Annotated in this window: 18 protein-coding genes; 11 read left to right on the forward strand and 7 right to left on the reverse strand. The window is 68.4% G+C overall.

Features of this window, described 5'->3' with window-relative positions; all coding sequences use genetic code 11:
• Nucleotides 1-59 precede the first annotated feature (59 nt).
• Genes N4R40_RS07160 through N4R40_RS07175 form a run of 4 tightly spaced genes read left to right on the forward strand, consistent with a single transcriptional unit; the run spans nucleotide 60 to nucleotide 3,249 of the window.
• A complete protein-coding gene (locus N4R40_RS07160; protein WP_261606671.1) occupies nucleotides 60-896 on the forward strand; it encodes an ABC transporter ATP-binding protein in 837 nt (278 codons plus the stop codon).
• Complete coding sequence (locus N4R40_RS07165) at nucleotides 893-1,576, forward strand: ABC transporter permease (protein WP_261606672.1); 684 nt, start codon at nucleotides 893-895, stop codon at nucleotides 1,574-1,576. The genes N4R40_RS07160 and N4R40_RS07165 overlap by 4 nt, the downstream gene beginning before the upstream one ends.
• Entirely contained in the window at nucleotides 1,573-2,304 is a 732-nt protein-coding gene (locus N4R40_RS07170) for an ABC transporter permease (RefSeq protein WP_261606673.1), read from the forward strand. Before N4R40_RS07165 ends, N4R40_RS07170 begins: the two co-directional genes overlap by 4 nt.
• Nucleotides 2,305-2,340: 36 nt before the next feature.
• The gene (locus tag N4R40_RS07175; RefSeq protein ID WP_261606674.1) at nucleotides 2,341-3,249 is read left to right on the forward strand and encodes an ABC transporter substrate-binding protein; all 909 of its coding nucleotides are present in this window, start codon (nucleotides 2,341-2,343) and stop codon (nucleotides 3,247-3,249) included.
• Nucleotides 3,250-3,570: 321 nt separating this feature from the next.
• Here the strand turns inward: N4R40_RS07175 and N4R40_RS07180 are convergent, their stop codons facing one another.
• The 3 genes from N4R40_RS07180 to N4R40_RS07190 all read right to left on the reverse strand — a co-directional run bounded on the left by N4R40_RS07180 (nucleotide 3,571) and on the right by N4R40_RS07190 (nucleotide 6,981).
• A complete protein-coding gene (locus N4R40_RS07180; RefSeq protein ID WP_261606675.1) occupies nucleotides 3,571-4,887 on the reverse strand; it encodes an LLM class flavin-dependent oxidoreductase in 1,317 nt (438 codons plus the stop codon).
• On the reverse strand, nucleotides 4,884-6,173 hold the full coding sequence (locus N4R40_RS07185; RefSeq protein WP_261606676.1) for an O-acetylhomoserine aminocarboxypropyltransferase/cysteine synthase family protein: 1,290 nt from the start codon (nucleotides 6,171-6,173) through the stop codon (nucleotides 4,884-4,886). Before N4R40_RS07185 ends, N4R40_RS07180 begins: the two co-directional genes overlap by 4 nt.
• A gap of 73 nt (nucleotides 6,174-6,246) precedes the next feature.
• A complete protein-coding gene (locus N4R40_RS07190; protein ID WP_261606677.1) occupies nucleotides 6,247-6,981 on the reverse strand; it encodes a sulfurtransferase in 735 nt (244 codons plus the stop codon).
• An 84-nt stretch (nucleotides 6,982-7,065) separates the two neighbouring features.
• Here N4R40_RS07190 and N4R40_RS07195 point away from each other — a divergent pair, with 84 nt between their 5' ends.
• Nucleotides 7,066-7,620 (forward strand): Dps family protein, encoded by a 555-nt coding sequence (locus N4R40_RS07195; protein ID WP_261606678.1) that lies wholly within the window; start codon nucleotides 7,066-7,068, stop codon nucleotides 7,618-7,620.
• A gap of 5 nt (nucleotides 7,621-7,625) precedes the next feature.
• On the opposite strand, the gene N4R40_RS07200 is transcribed toward N4R40_RS07195, so the two are convergent.
• A complete protein-coding gene (locus N4R40_RS07200) occupies nucleotides 7,626-8,576 on the reverse strand; it encodes an aldo/keto reductase (RefSeq protein WP_261606679.1) in 951 nt (316 codons plus the stop codon).
• Between the two features lie 94 nt (nucleotides 8,577-8,670).
• On the opposite strand from N4R40_RS07200, the gene N4R40_RS07205 reads away from it, so the two are divergent.
• Nucleotides 8,671-9,696 (forward strand): LLM class flavin-dependent oxidoreductase, encoded by a 1,026-nt coding sequence (locus tag N4R40_RS07205; protein ID WP_261606680.1) that lies wholly within the window; start codon nucleotides 8,671-8,673, stop codon nucleotides 9,694-9,696.
• Nucleotides 9,697-9,711: 15 nt separating this feature from the next.
• On the opposite strand, the gene N4R40_RS07210 is transcribed toward N4R40_RS07205, so the two are convergent.
• Complete coding sequence (locus N4R40_RS07210; RefSeq protein ID WP_261606681.1) at nucleotides 9,712-10,188, reverse strand: ASCH domain-containing protein; 477 nt, start codon at nucleotides 10,186-10,188, stop codon at nucleotides 9,712-9,714.
• Nucleotides 10,189-10,353: 165 nt separating this feature from the next.
• Between N4R40_RS07210 and N4R40_RS07215 the strand changes: the two genes are divergently transcribed.
• From N4R40_RS07215 to cydC, 5 genes are all read left to right on the forward strand, one after another.
• Nucleotides 10,354-10,977: a helix-turn-helix transcriptional regulator gene (locus N4R40_RS07215; RefSeq protein WP_261606682.1), complete on the forward strand. Its 624-nt coding sequence runs from the start codon at nucleotides 10,354-10,356 to the stop codon at nucleotides 10,975-10,977.
• 93 nt (nucleotides 10,978-11,070) lie between these two features.
• Complete coding sequence (locus N4R40_RS07220) at nucleotides 11,071-12,516, forward strand: cytochrome ubiquinol oxidase subunit I (RefSeq protein WP_261606683.1); 1,446 nt, start codon at nucleotides 11,071-11,073, stop codon at nucleotides 12,514-12,516.
• A 9-nt stretch (nucleotides 12,517-12,525) separates the two neighbouring features.
• Nucleotides 12,526-13,557, forward strand: a complete 1,032-nt coding sequence (gene cydB / locus N4R40_RS07225) for a cytochrome d ubiquinol oxidase subunit II (protein WP_261606684.1) — start codon at nucleotides 12,526-12,528, stop codon at nucleotides 13,555-13,557.
• Nucleotides 13,558-13,592: 35 nt separating this feature from the next.
• Entirely contained in the window at nucleotides 13,593-15,257 is a 1,665-nt protein-coding gene (cydD, locus tag N4R40_RS07230; protein WP_261606685.1) for a thiol reductant ABC exporter subunit CydD, read from the forward strand.
• On the forward strand, nucleotides 15,254-16,915 hold the full coding sequence (cydC, locus tag N4R40_RS07235; RefSeq protein ID WP_261606686.1) for a thiol reductant ABC exporter subunit CydC: 1,662 nt from the start codon (nucleotides 15,254-15,256) through the stop codon (nucleotides 16,913-16,915). Before cydD ends, cydC begins: the two co-directional genes overlap by 4 nt.
• A gap of 1 nt (nucleotide 16,916) precedes the next feature.
• Here cydC and N4R40_RS07240 read toward each other — a convergent pair whose 3' ends face one another.
• Entirely contained in the window at nucleotides 16,917-17,516 is a 600-nt protein-coding gene (locus tag N4R40_RS07240) for a GNAT family N-acetyltransferase (protein WP_261606687.1), read from the reverse strand.
• A gap of 9 nt (nucleotides 17,517-17,525) precedes the next feature.
• Complete coding sequence (locus tag N4R40_RS07245; protein WP_261606688.1) at nucleotides 17,526-19,076, reverse strand: SDR family oxidoreductase; 1,551 nt, start codon at nucleotides 19,074-19,076, stop codon at nucleotides 17,526-17,528.
• Nucleotides 19,077-19,131: the final 55 nt, after the last annotated feature.

The following is a 19,131-nucleotide window of genomic DNA, read 5'->3' on the forward strand; positions in this document are numbered from 1 at the left end:
CCCCTCGCGCCGATGTCCACGGGATGTGGTTGGGTGGAATCCCCGACCGGAAGAGAAGCATGGCGATCGAATTCCGCTCCGTGACGAAGCGATTCGCCGATGGCACCATCGCCGTCGACGACTTCAGCCTGGTGCTTCCCACTCACAAGACCACGGTGTTCGTCGGCTCTTCCGGGTGCGGGAAGACGACGCTCCTGCGGATGATCAACCGGTTGATCGAACCCACCAGCGGCGAGATCACGATTGACGACGAGCCGATCCAGGATCGCGATCCCGTGCAGTTGCGCCGCGGCATCGGCTACGTCCTGCAGAACGCCGGGCTCCTCCCGCACTTCACCGTGCTCGACAACGTCGCGACGGTGCCGGTGCTCAGCGGAGTGTCCAAGAAGCAGGCGCGCGCCCGCGCGCTCGAACTGCTCGATATCGTCGGCCTCGATCGTGCACTCGCCGATCGGTATCCGCGGCAACTCTCCGGCGGGCAACAGCAGCGCGTCGGCGTCGCGCGGGGACTCGCCGCCGACCCCGACATCCTGCTGATGGATGAACCGTTCGGCGCCGTTGACCCGATCGTGCGGAAAGAACTGCAGACCGAGACGATCCGTCTGCAACGCGACCTCGACAAGACCGTCGTCTTCGTCACGCACGACATCGACGAAGCCTTCCTGCTGGGCGATCAGGTCGTGATCCTCGAAAAAGGCGCCCGCATCGCGCAGGTCGGAAGCCCGAGCGAGATCATGGAGAACCCGGCCACCGACTTCGTGGCGGAGTTCGTCGGCGTCGACCGCGGGTCGCGCGCGCTGTCCCTGAAGAAGACGCCGCACGGAACGGTGTTGGTGGATGCCGCCGGTCGCACGCAGGGCGTGCTCACCGGCAACGGACCCGAGGCGGGTCTGTGAACTGGATTTTCGACAACCTCGACCTGATCGGAAGCCTGACGCTGGATCATCTGCGTCAGAGCCTTCTTCCGATCGCACTCGGGTTCCTCATCGCGTTGCCGATCGGCTGGGCGGCCTGGCGGTACACCTCGTTGCGAGGTCCCGTGCTCACTACCGTCGGGTTGCTGTACACGATCCCCTCGCTCGGCCTTTTCGCCCTGCTCGCGGCCGGGTTCGGCATCCCCTACCTGTCGGAACTGAATCTGATTGTCGCGCTGACGATCTACGGAATCGCCATCATGACGCGCTCGGTCGCCGACGGTCTCGATTCGGTCGACGCCACGACGCGGAGCGCGGCGATCGCAGTGGGCTTCGGTCCGTGGCGCCGGTTTTGGACCGTCGATCTCCCTCTGTCCGGCCCCGTTCTGCTGGCGGGACTGCGGGTGACCGCGACCTCGACGATTTCCCTCGCGACGGTCGGCATCTTGATCGGGGTGCAGAACCTCGGCTACCTGTTCACGAACGGGTTCCAGCGTCGCATCATCCCGGAAGTGCTCGCCGGGGTCGTGGCAGTCGTCGTGATCGCCCTGATCGTCGACCTCCTCCTGGTGCTCATCGGCAGGGTCGCAATGCCCTGGCTCCCGCGCCGTTCGCCGACGCGCCGTGAACGCCGCGCGCTCGCTGTCGGGGGCGCCGCATGAACGTCTTCTTCGATGCCTTTGCCTGGATCTTCTCGCCCGACCGTCTGACGGGTTCGCTCCCGCTTCCCGAAGCGATCTGGCAGCACCTTGCGTTCACGTTCGGCTCGGTCGCGATCGCGGCGCTGATCGCGATTCCGCTCGGATGGCTGATCGGCCACACCGGGCGCGGACGCGAAATCGCCGTCGCCTTGTCCGGCGCAGCGCGCGCGCTCCCCTCTCTCGGCCTGGTGCTGCTGCTCGTACTGGTGATCGGCGTCGTCCACAAAACCGAAGCGGCGGTGTTCGCCTTCGTCCTGCTGGCGATCCCGTCGATCCTCGCGGGCGCCTACACCGGGGTCCAGGCCATCGACCGTACGGTCATCGAAGCCGGCCGCGCAGTGGGCATGACGCCGTGGCAGGTGCTCTGGAAGATCGAAGTCCCGCTCGGGCTTCCGCTCCTGATCGGCGGCATCCGCGCAGCGACGTTGCAGGTCGTTGCGACCGTGACGATCGCGGCCTACGTCGGCCTCGGCGGCCTCGGATTCTTCATCATCCAAGGCATCCAACTCCGCCAGTTCGACGTCATCCTGGGTGCGTCGCTCGTCGTCGTGGTGCTCGCGCTCGCCCTCGACGGACTGTTCGCACTCCTTGAGGGCGTCGTCGTCCCCCGCGGTGTGAGTGGCCGAGCTGCCCGACCCACGGGGAACACCGCGCGCGTCACCGCGGTTGACCGTGCTGACGCCACCTGATTCCTCTGTCCACAGCATCCCTACGAAAGGCACACCATGTCCCGTATCCGCACCCGTTTGACCGTCGCACTCGCCGGCTCGGCCGTCGCGGCCCTCGCCCTCGCCGGCTGCGCGTCCTCCGACCCGCTCACCGGCGGCGAGAGCTCGGCAGCACCGGCATCCGACACAATCACGATCGGCTCGCAGGCCTACTACTCGAACGAGATCATCGCCGAGATCTACGCCCAGGCCCTCGAGGGCGCCGGCTTCACGGTCGACCGCAAGTTCAGCATCGGCCAGCGCGACGCCTACATCCCGTCGCTCGAGGACGGTTCGATCCAGCTGTTCCCGGAGTACACCGGCAACCTGCTGCAGTTCTTCGACCCCGAGACGACCGCCACGAGCTCGGACGACGTCTTCGCCGCGCTGCAGGAAGCCCTGCCCGAGGGCCTCACGGTGCTCGACCAGTCCTCGGCGACCGACCAGGACTCGTACAACGTGACGGCGGCGTTCGCGGAGGAGAACAGCCTCGCCTCGATCGCCGACCTCGCGGGACTTCCGAACCTCGTCCTCGGCGGAGCGCCCGAGCTCGAGCAGCGTCCCTACGGCCCCGAGGGCCTGAAGTCGGTCTATGGCGTCGATGTCCGCTTCAGCGGCACGGCCGACACGACGGTCGATGAGCTGGTGGCCGGCAACATCCAGATCGCGAACGTCTACAGCGCCGACCCGCGCATCCAGACCGAGAACCTCGTCACTCTGGAAGACCCGGACGGACTGTTCCTCGCCTCCAACGTGGTGCCGGTCGTGAGCACGACGGTGGCCGATGAGATCGCCGACGTCATCAACGCGGTCAGCGCCGCGCTGACGCCCGAGGGCCTGGTGGCTCTGAACGTCCAGTCCACGGTCGACCAGATGTCCAAAGAGGACATCGCGACCGAGTGGCTCGCGGCCAACGACCTGAGCTGATCCTTAGCCGAGAGCCCCGGCATCCCGCCTCACGCGGGATACCGGGGCTCTCGCATGTCAGCCCGGATTGCCTGGCCGTCGCGTCCGACGTCGGACCGCCGCGTCGGGATTCAGACCGCCGGACCGGCCTCTGTCCCCTCCACCCTGTCCGTATTCAGTCTGCGCAGACCGGAAGGTGCCCAGATATCCCCGATTCCACCGCACGGCCGCCGTGCAGACTGAATACGGTCAGCGGGCGCCGGGATCACGGGTCGGGGAGCGCCGAGAAAAGGGACCGGGCGGGCGGCCCAGCGGAGGTGAGCCAGACAGCGAGCCTCGCGCTCAGAAGGCGCGGAGATTGGCGTGCAGGCCGCCGTCCACGAGCTCGCGGCGGAGGATGCCGCGGCGGCGCAGGATCGGCACGAGGTCATCCAGCACGCGGTGCACCGTGACGGGGTGCAGGTCGCCCCACAGCAGCACGCCGTCATTGCCCCATTCGCCGAGCTCCTCGATCAGATCGGCGAACTCGTCCGCCGTGCCGACGAACCCGGATCGGTCAGACATGCGTCCCAGCCGCGCGAGCGCCGCCAGGTGTGCACGCAACGGGGTGGATGCCGGATCCCGATCGCCCGTGAGTCGCCGGATCGAGCCTTGCGAGACGTGGTCGCCGAAGATCGCAAGATCCAGCGGCCGGTCGAGGTCGAGCGCCGTGAGGTCGGTTTCGAGGTCGCTGGACTGACGCTGCGCGATCACGCGGAGCGTCTCATCCGACGGCGACGCGGATGCCGCGACCAGGCGATCGGCCTCCTCCGCGCTTGCGACGATCGTCGGCTGAATCGCGAACATGATCGAGATGTCCGAGGCTCGACGCCCGCGCGCGGCGGCGCCGGCGTGGATCTTGGCGCGATAGTCGCGCACGCTCTTCTCGGTCAGCGGCGCGAGCGCCAACTGGATGTCGGAATTCGCACCGGCGAACCCGAGGCCTCGACCCGAACCCCCCGGCGACGCGATGACCGGCTCGCCGTGCGTGAACGGCACGGCGTTCAGCGGACCCTCGAAGGCGTAATACTCTCCGCGGTGGCGGACCGCGTCCAGCTTCGATCCGTCGGCGTAGACGCCCGAGGCCGGGTCGGCGACCAACGCACCCTCACCCCACGAGCGCCAGAGAGCGCGCACCGCCTCGAGCCACTCCTCGGCCCGGTCGTACGCCGCGTCATGATCCAGTTGCGGCGCGTCGCCGAAGTGGCGGGCGCTCCCGGTATCGGTGACGACGTTGAGCCCGAGCCGGTGACCGCTCAGGTGCTGCAACGTCGCGAACTGTCGCGCAGCTGTATACGGCAGATAGGCCGCGGGATTGACGGTGGGGATGACCCCGAGCCGCTGCGTCGCGGCGAACAGGTACGGCGCGAGCAGCAACGGGTCGTGCTTGGGCCCCCCGAACGCATGGCGCACCCGCAGATCGATCGTCGAGGCAGAGCCGAGCGAAGGCGCATCCTCGATCAGAAGGAAATCGAAGCCGGCTTGTTCGAGCTCGCGGGCGGACTGCTGATAGAGCTCCGGCGACGTCCACCGGTAGTCCCAGTCGAGGTACGGGTGCCCCCAGCCGTGTGGGCCGAACCCTCGCGCCAAGAACCAGCCGAAGTGCTGGAGTCTGCTCATACCAGGAGATCGTCGCGGGCGGCGATCGCTGCGAATGCGTGGGCGAGGTCGTCGATGAGGTCCGCGGCATCCTCGATGCCGATCGAGAGTCGCAGCGTGCCCGGGAAGACGCCGAGCGCCACGCGTTCGGCGTCGCTCAGGTGGATGTGGCTGGTGGATGCCGGGTGCAGGACGAGCGAGCGCACATCGCCCAGGTGGGTCATGTGCGTGAACGTGCGGACAGCCTCGATGACCCTCTCGGCCGCGGCGGCGCCCCCGCGGAGCGTCACGGTGAACACCGATCCGAACCCGTCCGGCAAGAGGCGCTCGGCGAGCGCATGATCCGCGTGCCCGTCGAGGCCGACGTAATCGACAGATTCCACGGCATCGTGCGTGGCGAGCCACCGGGCTACGATCAACGCGTTCGCAGACTGGCGTTCGACGCGCAGACTCAGGGTCTCGATGCCCTGGCCGATGAGGAACGCGTTGAGCGGCGACGGTGTGGGACCGAGTCGCGGACCGACACTCTCGCGGGCGTACGCCAGACGGGCGCCGGCGCCCGCGCGCTCGGCGGGGCTCGGTGTGCCGCTGCGATCGCGTTCGGTCAGCTGGGGGAACAGGGTCGAGGTCACGTCGAACGTGCCGGCGTCGACGATCGCGCCGCCGATGACCGCGCCGTGCCCGGCGAGGAACTTGCTCGCCGAATGCACGACGACATCCGCGCCGTGCTCGATCGGCCGAAAGAGATACGGCGTTGCGAAGGTGTTGTCGATGACGAGCGGAAGGCCGTGCGCGTGCGCCACGGCAGAGACCTCGGCGACGTCGAGCAGACGGTTCGTGGCGTTGGAGATCGACTCGGCGAACAGCACCCGGGTGTCGGGCCGGATCGCGGCTTCCCACGCGGACGGGTCGTGGATGTCGTGGACGAACGAGACGTCGATCCCGAAGCGCGACAGGCTGTCGAGCAAGAGGCCCCGCGTGCCCTCGTAGATGTGGTTCGACACGACGACATGGTCACCAGCCGACACGAGGGTCATGAGGGCGACCGAAGTCGCTGCTTGACCGCTGGCGAGCAGCAACGCGCCCGTCCCGCCTTCGAGCCCGGCGAGCGTGGACTCCACGGCCTCGATCGTGGGATTCCCGATCCGGGTGTAGGCATAGCCCTCGCCCGTGTCGAAATGCGCACCGGCGGCGCCGAATTCGTCGAACGTGAATCCTGCGGTGAGGTAGATCGGCGTCGCGCGGGGGGTGGCCCCCGTCTGGCCGGAGCCTTGCACTTGGCGCGTCGTGAATCCCTTGCGGCCCATCGCCGTCCTCCTTCGCGTGACAGCCCATTTTGGGCCCCACGGCATCCACCCGCCTATTCGCGGTGTCGCCGTGTTACGACGCGCGGGGAGAGAGGTCGGCGCCGACGGCTTCACGCTCGTCGAAGACGAAGCAATCGCCCGTGAAATGTGCCCCGCCGACCTGTTCGAAGTAGCCGAGGATGCCGCCATCCAACTGCCAGGCGTCAATCCCCTCTTCGCGAAGATGGATGGCCGCCTTCTCGCAGCGGATGCCGCCGGTGCAGTAGCTGACGACGGTCTTGCCTTCCAGCTCCGCGCGGTGCGCCGCGACGGCGTCGGGGAACTGCGTGAAGCGCTCGATGCGCCAATCCGCGGCATGCTCGAACGCCCCGTAGTCGACCTCGAACGCGTTTCTCGTGTCGAGGAGAACGACGTCGCGACCGGCGTCATCGTGGCCCTGGTCGAGCCAGCGGCGCAGTGTCTCGGGGGCGACGACCGGCGCCCGCCCCGACTCGGGCCGGATCGTCGGACGGTCCATGCGAATGATCTCGCGCTTGCGCTTGACGAGCATCTTTCCGAACGGCTGCGTATCCGACCAGCTTTCTTTGGCGGACAGCCGCGCAAACCGCGGGTCGGCGCGGAGCGTGTCGAGGAAGCCGCGAACGGCCGTAGGTTCTCCCGCGAGGAACAGGTTGATGCCTTCCTCTGCCAGCAGGATCGTGCCCTTCAACCCCGCCGTGACCGCGCGATCCCGCAACACCGGACGCAGCCCCGCGGGGTCGACGATGTGCGTGAACAGATACGCGGAGACGTTGAGGACGGCGGACACACGACCAGCCTACGGTCGATAGCACGGCCCCCGGAGTCCGGCAAGGGCGTTCCCTCGGCCACGATCCGATCGTAGGTTCGTGCCATGGCTACTCCCACGAAGTCCCCCACCCGCAATCGCCGTCGCGCCGCCGGCGGCTCCGGCGCGAAGCTCACCGCCGGCGAGAACGCCGAGAAGGGGTTCACCGCATCCGCCGACCTGAGCGCGAACCTGCAGAAGGTCCTGGTCGATCTGATCGAGTTGTCCCTGCAGGGCAAGCAGGCGCACTGGAATGTCGTCGGGACGAACTTCCGCGACACCCACCTTCAGCTCGACGAGATCATCGACGCCGCCCGCGAGTTCGCCGACACGATTGCCGAGCGGATGCGTGCGCTGCACGCGCTCCCGGACGGTCGCAGCGATCAGGTCGCCGAGACCACGACCCTCCCCGAGTTTCCGCAGGGCGAGATCGCGACGACGGAGGTCATCGACCTCATCACCGAACGCCTCGACGACGTCTGCGGCACGTGCCGCGACGTGCACGACGCGGTCGACGAGGAGGACCCGACGAGCGCCGACATCCTGCACGCGGTGCTCGAACGGCTCGAGCAGTTGTCGTGGATGGTGAGCGCCGAAAACCGGACGCCGAAGAAGCGCTGACGCGCTCACATGTCGGCGGGCGTCCACTCCGAGACGTTGTCGAGCGTTGCGACCTCGTCCGCCGTCAGGTCGGTGCGCGCACCGTCGAGCAGGTCATCGACCTGAGCGAGCTTCGACGCCGACGCGATCGGTGCGACCACGCCGGGCTTGGCCCGAAGCCAGGCGAGCGCGGTCGCGGCGATCGAGACCCCGTGGTCCTGGCCGATGCGGTCGAGCACGTCGATGATCTGGAGTCCCTGCGGCGTCGCGTAGCGCGACGCCCCCGCGGCGCGCGGCGAGACATGACCCTCGGCATCCGTCGACCGATACTTGCCGGTCAGGAATCCCTTGGCGAGGGCGTAGTACGGCACCAGGCTGAGGTTCTCGGCGACCGCGAGGGGCACGATGTCCTGTTCGATCTCGCGGTGCACGAGGTTGTAGTGCGGCTGGATCGCGATCGGCTCGGCGACACCGAGCTCCCGCGCGATGCGCACCCACGCCGCGATGCGCTCGGCCGAGTAGTTAGACACGGCTGTGTAGCGGACGAGGCCGTCGGTGACGAGCTGACCGAACGCGGCGACCGTCTCTTCGAGCGGCGTTGCGGCGTCGTCGAAGTGTGCGTAATACAGATCGATCTGCGAGACGCCCAGTCGCTGCAGCGAGGCCTCGGCTGCCGCCCGCACGTTGCCGGCTGCGAGGCCGGTGAAGTCCGGATGCTGGCTGACCTTCGTGGCGACCGTGACGCCCTCGGGCCGGCGTGCGGCGAGCCACTCGCCGATGATGGCCTCACTCTCCCCTCCCGTGTGCCCCGGGACCCAGGCGCTGTACGAATCCGCCGTGTCGATGAAGTTGCCGCCGCCGGCGTGGAAGGCATCCAGGATCTGGAACGAGGCGTCGCGGTCGGCTGTCCAGCCGAACACGTTACCGCCGAGGGCGAGGGGGAAGACGTCGAGGTCACTGCTGCCGATGCGGGTCATTCCTCGATCCAATCACGCCGGCTCCCGGGCGTTCTCGCTGTCGCGGGTATCCATTCACAGGAATGGATGCCGGGGGCGTAGCGTTGGAGGCATCATGCAGAGCTTCGGAACCCTTTCGTTCGGCCATTACGGACCTCTCGGCGGCGGGCGCCAGCTGACCGCCGCTGACTCGATGCTCCAGGCGATCGATCTCGCCCAGGGCATGGACGACCTCGGGGTCAACGGCGTCTCCTTCCGCGTCCACCACTTCGCCCGCCAGCAGGCAGCGCCCATGCCGTTGCTCGCCGCGATCGCCGCGAAGACCCAGCGCATCGAGATGGGCACCGGCGTGATCGATATGCGCTACGAGAACCCGCTGTACCTCGCCGAAGAAGCCGCGGCGGTCGACTTGATCTCCGACGGGCGGCTCGCGCTCGGCGTCAGCCGCGGGTCACCCGAGACCGTCGTCCGCGGTTACGAGAAGTTCGGCTACACCGGAGCAGACCCGCGCGGCGCCGACCTGGCCCGCGACCACTTCGATCTGTTCCTGCGCGCGATCGAAGGCGAAGGCCTCGCCGAGCGCGACGCGCAGAGCCCGTTCGGCGGAGGCACCGGGATGCAGCGGATCGAACCGCACTCGGAAGGACTGCGCTCACGCATCTGGTGGGGCGCAGGTACGCGCGAGACCGCCGAGTGGGCCGGGCGCAAGGGCGTCAACCTGATGTCCTCGACCCTGCTGACCGAGGCGGACGGCCGGCCGTTCGACATCCTCCAGGCCGAGCAGATCGAGCAATTCCACGCGGCCTGGCGCGCAGCCGGTCATCCGGGTACTGCCCGCACCTCCGTCAGCCGCTCGATCTTCCCGATCACGACCGCCGAGGACGAGCTGTACTTCGGCCACTCGAACGAGGGCGACGGCATCGGCTACATCGACGGGTTCCGGTCGACGTTCGGCAAGACCTATGCCGCGTCGCCGGAAGTGCTCGTCGAGCAGTTGCAACAGGACGCCGCGATCGCCGCGGCCGACACCCTCATGCTCACGATCCCGAGCCAGTTGGGTGTCGAGTTCAACCTCCGGATCATCGAGGCGTTCGCGACCCACGTGGCGCCGTCGCTCGGCTGGAAGTCCACGCTGAGCTGACGCGGGCGAACAACCTCACGCGAGCGAAGCCGAGGCGGCGTAAATCAGCCGAAAGCCCTCACACACGACCGGCATGTCCGGCTCGAAGCCGCGGGCGTTCTCCGAGTGAGCCCGCCAGTAGCGTTCGTGGGATTCCCGCCAGTACTCCAACGTCCGGTCGCCTTCCCCCTCCCGATACGCGTGAGACTCCGTCACGGCGTCGAACGGCACGATGGAGATGGCGGTCGTCTGGATCACCGCGACCGGTCGCCCCTGCCCATCGAGCAGGATGCTGTAACTGTCGACCGCGGGAACGGGCTCCCCCGTCGCCTCGTAGTCCCACAACGACGATGCCGTCGCCGTCTTCGTCCCGTCCAGCACAAGGCTCAAGAGCCCATCGGCGTGCTCGGGCGTGGCGCCGAACGCCCACGCATCCGGCACCGCTTCCGGGAGCCCGTCGACGGCGCCCCGACTTTGCTTCCAGAACGCGACGATCCGTGCTTGAGTGTCCACGGCACGATGCTAGGCGACATCGGATTCGGATGGATGCCGCAGAATCGGCCCGGAAGGCCCTTTCTGGTCCGAATCCGATGCCATTGTCCGAATCCGACGGCATCCCGTGAAAAAACATTCGGGAAACGGTCGCGGGCGGGCGCAAAGCCGTGAATAATATGAGGTATGACCACAGGACGCCCGGCGGGCTACAGCGCAATCTCGAGTTACTCGCGCGTCGAGATCCTTCACCTCGTACAAGACCACCCGCGGCGAACCATCGCCGAGATCGTCGAATCCACGAGCCTCCACGCCAACACCGTGCGCGAGCACCTGAAGCGCCTGATCGATGACGGCTACGTGATCTCTGCCGCGGAAGACCGCAAGACGCGGGGCCGTCCGCGCGTACTCTACAGCGCCGCCGACGGCGGGAGTGCGTCCAGCGCGGTTCAGCAGCGCAAGGTGCGCGCGGCCGCGGAGCGCGGCGATCTGATGCGCCGGGTGATCCCGGGGATCGCGCCGGAACTCGACACCGCGGCTCTCCATCAGGTCGATGCCCTGGTCGAAGACCTCATCGACGCCGGCTTCGATCCCCTCGTGGACGAGACCGAGCTGACGATCGACCTCACTCCCTGCGCGCAGGCGACCGCGCAGGCGGATCATCGCGATGTGTTGTGCAGCGTGCATCTCAGCCTGATGCAAGGCGTCCTGAACGAAGCAGGTGGACCGCTTTCCGTCGATGGAATGCGCTCATCGTGTGATCCTCGCGCGTGCGTCGTGCAGCTCCTCCACGCCGGCGGCCGCAATTGACACGGGTTATTCACGGCTCGGCCCTCGTCGAACCTGAGCGCACGCTGAGTACCTTCAGTTGCATGGAAGACCCGGACTTGGGGAGGACGTGGGATGGATTTTCTTGATCCGCTGCTGCTCGCGCGGTGGCAGTTCGGCTTGACGACGCTCTATCACTTCCTCTTCGTCCCGCTGACGCTCGGCATGGCGCTGACCGTCGCGATCTTCCAGACGGCCTGGTACCGAACCGGCAACCTGAAGTGGCTGCACCTGACGCGTTTCTTCGGGAAGATCTTCCTGATCAACTTCGCGATGGGCGTCGTGACGGGGATCGTGCAGGAGTTCCAGTTCGGCATGAATTGGTCGTCCTACTCGCGTTTCGTCGGTGACGTCTTCGGGGCCCCACTCGCGTTCGAAGGCCTGATGGCGTTCTTCTTCGAGGCGACCTTCATCGGCCTGTGGATCTTCGGCTGGGACAAGCTCCCGAAGGGACTGCACCTCGCGAGCATCTGGATCGCGACGATCGGCGCGTGGTTCTCCGCTTACTTCATCCTTGCGGCGAACGCGTTCATGCAGAACCCGGTCGGCTACCAGATGGCGCAGGACGGCGGCCGCGCGGAGATGAACGACTTCTTCGCGGTCCTGACGAACCCCGTCGCGCTGGCTGCCCTCCCGCACACGTTGTTCGCCGCATTCATGATGACGATGGGCGTGATCATCTCGATCTCGTCCTGGCATCTGATCCGTCGGCAGAACGTCGACATGATGCGCACATCCCTCCGCTATGGACTCTGGGGCATGATCATCGCCTTCGCGGGCGTCGCGCTCTCCGGCGACCAGCTGGGCCTCGTGATGGTGCAGACCCAGCCGATGAAGATGGCGGCCGCCGAGGCGTTGTTCGACTCCGCCTGTAGCGCGGATGCGTCCTTCTCGATCTTCACTCTCGGCACCCCTGACGGAACGAGCGAGCTCTTCTCGATCCGTGTCCCCTACCTCCTGGCGTTCCTGTCGACGCATACTCTGGACGGCTGCGTCGAGGGCATCAACGATCTCAACCTGCTCTACACGAACGAGCTGTTCCCCCAGTTCGCAGATCAGGTCGATGGCAACTTCGCTCCCATCCTGTGGGTCACCTACTGGTCGTTCCGCTGGATGATCGGCCTCGGCGGCGTCGCCGCGCTGACCGCAGTCGTGGGACTCTGGCTCACCCGCAAGAAGGCGAAGCGCGACGTCCCCAACTGGGCATGGAAGCTCGCGATCTGGGCCTGGCCGGCATCGCTCGTCGCCATTCTGGTCGGATGGGTCTTCACAGAAATGGGCCGGCAGCCCTGGATCGTCTTCGGGCTCATGCTCACGGAGGACGGCGTCTCCCCGAGCGTGCCGGGCTGGACGGTGCTCATCTCCCTCATCGCGTTCACCGCGATCTACGCGATCCTCGCCGTGGTCGAAGTCGGTCTCATCATGAAGACGTCCCACAAGGGACCCGATCCCCTACCCGAACCGGGAAGCCCCGAGGCCGAACAGCCCTCGGTCGAGAACACCCCGACGACGGTCTACTAGGAGCGCATGATGGATCTCGCATACGTCTGGTTCTTCATCGTCGGAGTGCTCTTCGTCGGCTACTTCGTCCTCGACGGGTTCGACTTCGGCGTCGGCATGTCGCTCCCCTTCCTCGGGAAGGATGACATCTCGCGCCGTCAGATCATCAACACGATCGGCCCGGTCTGGGATCTCAACGAGACCTGGGTCATCGTGGCCGGCGCGTGCCTGTTCGCTGCATTCCCCGAGTGGTATGCGACGCTGTTCAGCGGCTTCTACCTCGCGCTGCTGCTCATCCTGCTCGCACTGATCCTGCGTGGCGTTTCCTTCGAATACCGGCACCAGCGAGAGAGCCTCCGCTGGAAGGCGGGCTTCGACCGCATGATCGTGATCGGCTCCGCCGTCCCCGCGTTCCTCTGGGGTGTCGCCGTCGCCAACATCGTGCAGGGCGTCCCGCTCGATGTCGATCATGAGTTCACGGGGTCTCTCTTGACGCTCCTGAACCCGTACGGGTTGCTCGGCGGCCTCACGACGCTCTTGCTGTTCTTCACGCACGGCGTGTACTTCGTCGCGCTCAAGACCGACGGCCAGGTGCGGATGGATGCCCGTAGACTCGCGCTGCGATCTGGACTGCTCACGGTCGTCGTCGCTGCGATCTTCCTCGCCTGGACCGTCGCGGCCGCCTTCGGCAACGGCGCTCCGCTCGTCGGGCTGGTCGTCCTGTGCGCGGCCGTCGCGGCGGTGCTCCTGATCGCCTCCGTGCTGGCCAATACGCGCGACCGTGAGGGCTGGGCGTTCGGCTTCGGCGCGGGAACCGTGGCCTTTGCGGTGCTGACGCTGTGGGTCGCGCTCTTCCCGAACGTCATGCCCTCCTCGACCGACCCGGCGTTCAACCTGACGATCGAGAACGCATCCAGCACCGACTACACGCTGACGATCATGACCTGGGCCGCCGTGGTCTTCCTGCCGCTCGTGCTGCTCTACCAGGGGTGGACGTATTGGATCTTCCGCAAGCGCGTCAGCCGCACGACGATCGAGAAGGCCGCGGCCGCCGCACACTGACGTTCCGCCGGGGCAACGTAAGGCAGGATCGAAGGATGCCGGAATCCGAGGAGCAGGCCGCCCCGACGCGGGGACGTCCGGTCGATCCACGCCTCCTTCGCTACGCCTCGGCATCCCGCCTGTTCTTCGTCGCGATCGGCGCGATCGGCCTCGCTCAGACGCTCGTGATCGTCGCATTCGCGTGGGTGCTGACCCAGGTGGTCGTGGGGGTCCTTGCCGGTGACGATGTCGGCGCCCTTCTCGGCTGGCTCGCAGGCACCGCCGCGCTCCGGGCGGTACTGCTGTGGGCCCGGGAAATCATCGCCGCACGGGCAGCCGCCCGCGTCGAGCTGCAGTTGCGCGCGCATCTGCTCGAGGCCGTCGCTCGGCTCGGTGCGGGATGGCTCGGGACCGCCAACACCGCGCGCCTCGCCGTGACTGCCGGCCGAGGTCTCGACGCCCTCGATGCCTACTTCGGTCGCTATCTGCCGCAGCTCGTCCAGACGATCATCGCCACGCCGATCCTCATCGCCGTGATGTGGTGGCAGGACTGGATCTCCGGACTCATCGTGGTGCTCACGATCCCGCTGATCCCCCTGTTCATGGTCCTGATCGGCCTGGCGACCCGCGCCGTGCAACAGAAGCAGTGGGCGACGCTGCAGACGCTGGCCGCGCGCTTCGCCGACACCGTCCAGGGCCTGTCGACGCTCACCGTGTTCGGCAGGCAGCATCGGGCGGCGAACTCGATCGAACGGGTCACCGGCACGTATCGCACCGAAACGATGCGCGTCCTGCGGGTGTCGTTCCTGTCCGGATTCGCACTCGAGTTCCTCGCGTCGGTCGCGGTCGCGATCGTGGCAGTGACGATCGGCTTCCGCCTGATCGACGGGTCGCTGGCGCTCAGCGTCGGGCTCTTCGTGCTGTTGCTGGCCCCCGAGGCATATCTGCCGATCCGCCAGGTCGGCGTCCAGTTCCATGCGGCCTCCGAGGGCGTCGCCGCGACCGAGGACGTGTTCGCGGTCCTCGACGCCGCACGCGCGGCAACGCCCGTGACCGCTGCTGCCGCCGCGCCGACCGCGCCCGTCGACGGCGCGCTGGAACTGCGCGCGGTGCGCGTGCAGCGCGGCGACCACGCGCTGCCGCCGGTGTCGTTCCGCGCGGCGCCGGGCACCGTCACCCTGATCGAAGGACCCAGCGGCGCGGGAAAATCGAGCCTGCTGGCCGCGCTCCGTGGTGCCGCCGTGTTCGACGGCACCATCACGCTCGGCACCGCGGATGCCTCCACTCACCCGGCGTCCACGTGGCTCGCCTGGGCGGGACAGGATCCCGGCTTGATCGCCGGGAGCATCGCCGAGAACATCACACTGGGCGACCCCGCTCCCCGCGCCGACCTGGTCGCGCGGAGCCTCGTTCTGTCGTGCGCCGTCGACCTCGATCCCGCCCAGGAGTTGGGCGTCCAGGGCGCGGGGATCTCCGGCGGGCAGGCACAGCGCGTGGCCGTGGCCCGCGCGTTCTACCGACGGGCGCGCGGATGGGGCACGGTCGTCGCCCTCGATGAGCCGAGCGCCGCTCTCGACGAGCGCACCGAATCCGCACTGTGGGCCTCGGTGCGGGAGATCGCCGATTCCGGCGCGATCGTCCTTCTCGTGTCGCACCGCACGTCGGCGCGCGCGATCGCCGACCACGTCGTGACGCTCGAGACGGCGGCGGTGCCCACATGACCCCCGCTGACGTCCTTCGCGGAGCGATGCCGCCCGCGCGTCGATTCTGGCCGGGAGCTGCCGCCGGGTTCCTGTCAGAGGTGTCGGCCGTCGCGCTCCTCGCGGTGAGCGCATGGCTGATCGTCCGCGCATCCGAACAGCCGCTCGTGCTGTACATCTCGATGGCCGTGGTTGGGGTCCGGGCGTTCGCACTCAGTCGCGCAGTCTTCCGCTACCTCGAGCGGCTGGCGGGCCACGATGCGGCGCTCCGCCAACTCGCCGCGACCCGCACCGATCTTGTGCGGCGTCTGATCCCGCTCGCCCCGGACGGGCTCACCCGCACCAGCCGCGGATCGATCCTCGGATCGCTCGTCGACGACGTCGACGAGCTGCAGAATCTCCCGCTGCGTGTGGTGCAACCGCTGATCGGTTCGGCGGCGGTCGCGCTGGGCGCCGTCATTCTGGTCGCGATCATCCACCCGCCGGCAGGCCTGACACTGCTGGGCTGTCTGATCGTCGCGGGGGTCGTCGCGGCGGGATGGGGCTGGGTCGCGGGCGGCCGCGCGGAGCGCTCCATCGCCCCGCTGCGCGGGCGTCTCGCCGACGCCGTGCTCGATCACCTCGGCAGTTTCGACGTGCTCGTGGCCTGCGGGGCCGAAGAGTCCAGTCGCGCCCGGATCGCCGCCGCGGATGCCGATGTGCGACGGGCGGTCGTCCGCCGCGCCGGGGCTCAAGCCGGTGCCACCGCACTGGTGTCACTGCTGGCGGGGATCGCATCGGTCCTCGCGGTGCTCGTCTCGACACCGGCCGTGACGTCGGGCGGACTCACGGGTCCGGCATTCGCGGTTGCGGTGCTGATTCCGATGGCGGTGTTCGAGGTCTTCACGTCCGTCCCGCTGGCGGCATCCTCGTGGCGTCAGGTGCGGTCGGCCGCCACGCGTATCGCCGCCGCCACGCCCGACGTCGTCCCCGCCGGGCTCGTGCGCGAGCAGGGCATACCGACGGGGACCGGGCCTGCCCTCGGTGCGGGGCTCCGCCTGCGCGGCGTGGCAGCCACGTGGCCCGGTGCGGCATCCCCCGCCCTCCACGACATCGATCTCGACGTTGCCCCGGGCGAGCGTCTGCTCGTCGTCGGCTCGAGCGGCGCCGGCAAGAGCACCCTCGCGCATGTCCTCGTGCGGTTCCTCGACGTCTCCGGTTCGTACACGATCGGCGGCGTCGACGTGCAGACACTCGCCGCCGACGATGTCCGCCGCACCGTGGGCTTGTGTGAGCAGCGTCCGATGCTGTTCGACGAGGACATTCGCCAGAACCTCCTCTTCGCGCGCGACGACGCGACCGACGCCGACCTCGAGGACGTCCTCGCGCGCGTCGGTCTCGGGCCCTGGTTACGCGAACGCGGCGGCCTCGACGCGCGCGTCGGCGAGCGCGGCGCGCTGGTGTCGGGCGGGCAGGCCCAGCGCATCGCGCTCGCGCGCGCGCTGCTGCACGGCTTCCCGATGCTCGTCCTCGACGAGCCGACCGCAGGAGTGGACCCGGCAGCATCCGATGCTCTTTTGACCGACCTGCTCTCCGCCGTCGGCGCGGACCAGGCTGTCATCCTGATCTCCCACGTCACCGTGCCGGCACGACTGATCGATCGGGTCGTGCGACTCGAGTCGGGCTACGTGGTCGCCTGAATCACAGTGTCCGCCCGAACGCCTGCACGCCCGGGTGGGACGCCAGCGGCGCAAACCCGATGCGCGTGTAGAACGCGATCGCACCGGTGTTCTCCGTCCCCGTGGCCAGGTGCAGCCCGGTGACTCCCCGCGCGCGCAGGGCCTCCGACAGGGTGTCGATCAGGCGTCGCCCCCACCCTTGCCCTTGCAGCTCGGGAAGCAGATCGATGTGCAGGTGCGCGGGGTACGTGTCGCCGTAAGGCTCCGCCCCGGCGCGCCGCCCGTAGGCGTAGATGAGCGTCCCGCCCTGCCGGGTCGCCTCCCCCTCCCCGGGCCGTGGCCACCGCGCGGCCCACTGCGGCCACCACTGCGTGGCGAACCAGTCTTCGAACGCCCGCGTGTCATCCGTTCCGACGATGTACCCGGCGACACGTTCGTCGTCGGTCTCGACGACGAATGCGAGATCAGGATGCCGCGCCGCATACGGCAGCACGAACACTTCGGCCCAAAGATCATCGTCCGTGAAGATCCCGGTCGCGTCGGTCCCGGCATCCGCCGTCTTGAGGCAGATGTCGGCGAGCGCCGGCTCGTCACCGGAACGGAACGGGCGAATGTGGGTCATCCGGGGAGTCTACGAGCCGCCCGCCGCCTCGGCGGCGTCGGCCTCGGCTGTTGCCGTGATGCGTTCGGCCATCCCCCGGAAGATGAATCCGTGGAACGGGAGCACCGCCAGCCAATACAACCGGCCGGCCAGCCCCGCGGGGAAGAACACGGCACGCTGGCGGTATCGCGCCCCCTCGCCGTCCGGTTCGCACTCGAGGTCGAGCCACGCCAACCCGGGGACCTTCATCTCCGCCCGCAGGCGCAGGAGGCGCCCGGGTTCGACGACCTCCACCCGCCAGAAGTCGATCACGTCACCCACCGCGACCGCGGTCCGGCTCCGTCGCCCTCGGGCGAGACCGACCCCCCCGACCAGACGGTCCATCCACCCGCGGACCGCCCAGAGCAGCGGCGCGGAGTACCAGCCGTTCTCACCGCCGATCCCCGCGATCACCGCCCACAATCGCTCCGGCGATGCCGTCGTGTGCACGGCCTGGAGATCGGTGTACACCGTGCGGCCGGCCCAATCCGGGTCACTCGGCAGCGGATCCGACGGCAGGCCCATGACTTCGGCATCCTGCCAACTCGTCTCGACGGTGTCGGCTTCGACGCGGCCCAGCGCCAGCGCGACGGCGCGACGGTACGGGGTCAAACCATCCTCGGGCGGCGGAATCAGGCTGTCGATGTCGTGGTCGTCCATGACGCATTCGTGCACGAGTGAGGCGATGAGCGGCCGGGCAATGGAGCGCGGCACCGGCGTGACGAGATTCACCCAGTGCGATGCGAGTCCCGGCGTGAGCACCGGCAGCGGCGCGATCGCCCGCTGAGGCAGCCCCGCCTCGACAGCGTATCCGTTCATCATCTGGCCGTAGCGCAGCACGTCGGGACCGCCGATGTCGACCGCGCGGGTGACGTCGGCGCGCACGCGTGCCGCGGCGAGGAGGTAGTAGAGCACGTCGCGGACGGCGATCGGCTGGATGAAGTTGCGCACCCAGCGCGGCGCGGGCATGTACGGCAGCACATCGGTGAGGTGGCGGATCATCTCGAACGAGGCCGATCCCGACCCGATGACGACGCCCGCCTGCAACACGAGCGTGGGCACGCCGCTGCCGAGCAGGATGTCGCCGACCGCGACACGCGAACGCAGGTGCGGGCTCAGGTCGACGCCGTTCGGATGAAGCCCCCCGAGGTAGACGATCCGCCGGACGGATGCCGCCGACGCCGCCGACGCGACGGTCCGGGCGGCATCGAGGTCGGTCTGCTCGAAGCCACCCCCCTGGCCCATCGAGTGAATGAGGTAATAGAGCACGTCGACATCTGCCGTCGCCTCAGCCATCACCGCGGCGTCGGTGGCAGAGCCGGCGACGACCTCGACCTGCCCGCTCCAGGCGAACGCCGCGAGCCGGGCGGGGTCGCGAGCGAGGACGCGAACCCGGTATCCGCCGGCGAGCAGGCGCGGCACGAGCCGGCCGCCGAGATAGCCCGTGGCCCCGAGAACGAGCGCCCGCGGCTCCGATCCGTCGGTGCGCGGCACCGCGCGGAGTGGCTCTTCGCGCCCGGAGGGATATGGCAATGGGGTCATGCGTCTGACGGTACGCGCGTGCGAGCTCTGCGCCCATCCCCTTGCGCCGCCGTCA

Origin of the sequence: Microbacterium memoriense, assembly GCF_025398275.1 — a bacterium.
Lineage (GTDB): Bacteria > Actinomycetota > Actinomycetes > Actinomycetales > Microbacteriaceae > Microbacterium > Microbacterium memoriense.

Coding starts and splice junctions, on each gene's coding strand:
- N4R40_RS07160 (WP_261606671.1), top strand. CDS start 60: ATGGCGATCGAATTCCGCTCCGTGACGAAGCGATTCGCCGATGGCACC.
- N4R40_RS07170 (WP_261606673.1), top strand. CDS start 1,573: ATGAACGTCTTCTTCGATGCCTTTGCCTGGATCTTCTCGCCCGACCGT.
- N4R40_RS07175 (WP_261606674.1), top strand. CDS start 2,341: ATGTCCCGTATCCGCACCCGTTTGACCGTCGCACTCGCCGGCTCGGCC.
- N4R40_RS07180 (WP_261606675.1), bottom strand. CDS start 4,887: ATGAGCAGACTCCAGCACTTCGGCTGGTTCTTGGCGCGAGGGTTCGGC.
- N4R40_RS07185 (WP_261606676.1), bottom strand. CDS start 6,173: ATGGGCCGCAAGGGATTCACGACGCGCCAAGTGCAAGGCTCCGGCCAG.
- N4R40_RS07195 (WP_261606678.1), top strand. CDS start 7,066: ATGGCTACTCCCACGAAGTCCCCCACCCGCAATCGCCGTCGCGCCGCC.
- N4R40_RS07200 (WP_261606679.1), bottom strand. CDS start 8,576: ATGACCCGCATCGGCAGCAGTGACCTCGACGTCTTCCCCCTCGCCCTC.
- N4R40_RS07205 (WP_261606680.1), top strand. CDS start 8,671: ATGCAGAGCTTCGGAACCCTTTCGTTCGGCCATTACGGACCTCTCGGC.
- N4R40_RS07215 (WP_261606682.1), top strand. CDS start 10,354: ATGACCACAGGACGCCCGGCGGGCTACAGCGCAATCTCGAGTTACTCG.
- N4R40_RS07220 (WP_261606683.1), top strand. CDS start 11,071: ATGGATTTTCTTGATCCGCTGCTGCTCGCGCGGTGGCAGTTCGGCTTG.
- cydB (WP_261606684.1), top strand. CDS start 12,526: ATGGATCTCGCATACGTCTGGTTCTTCATCGTCGGAGTGCTCTTCGTC.
- cydD (WP_261606685.1), top strand. CDS start 13,593: ATGCCGGAATCCGAGGAGCAGGCCGCCCCGACGCGGGGACGTCCGGTC.
- cydC (WP_261606686.1), top strand. CDS start 15,254: ATGACCCCCGCTGACGTCCTTCGCGGAGCGATGCCGCCCGCGCGTCGA.
- N4R40_RS07240 (WP_261606687.1), bottom strand. CDS start 17,516: ATGACCCACATTCGCCCGTTCCGTTCCGGTGACGAGCCGGCGCTCGCC.
- N4R40_RS07245 (WP_261606688.1), bottom strand. CDS start 19,076: ATGACCCCATTGCCATATCCCTCCGGGCGCGAAGAGCCACTCCGCGCG.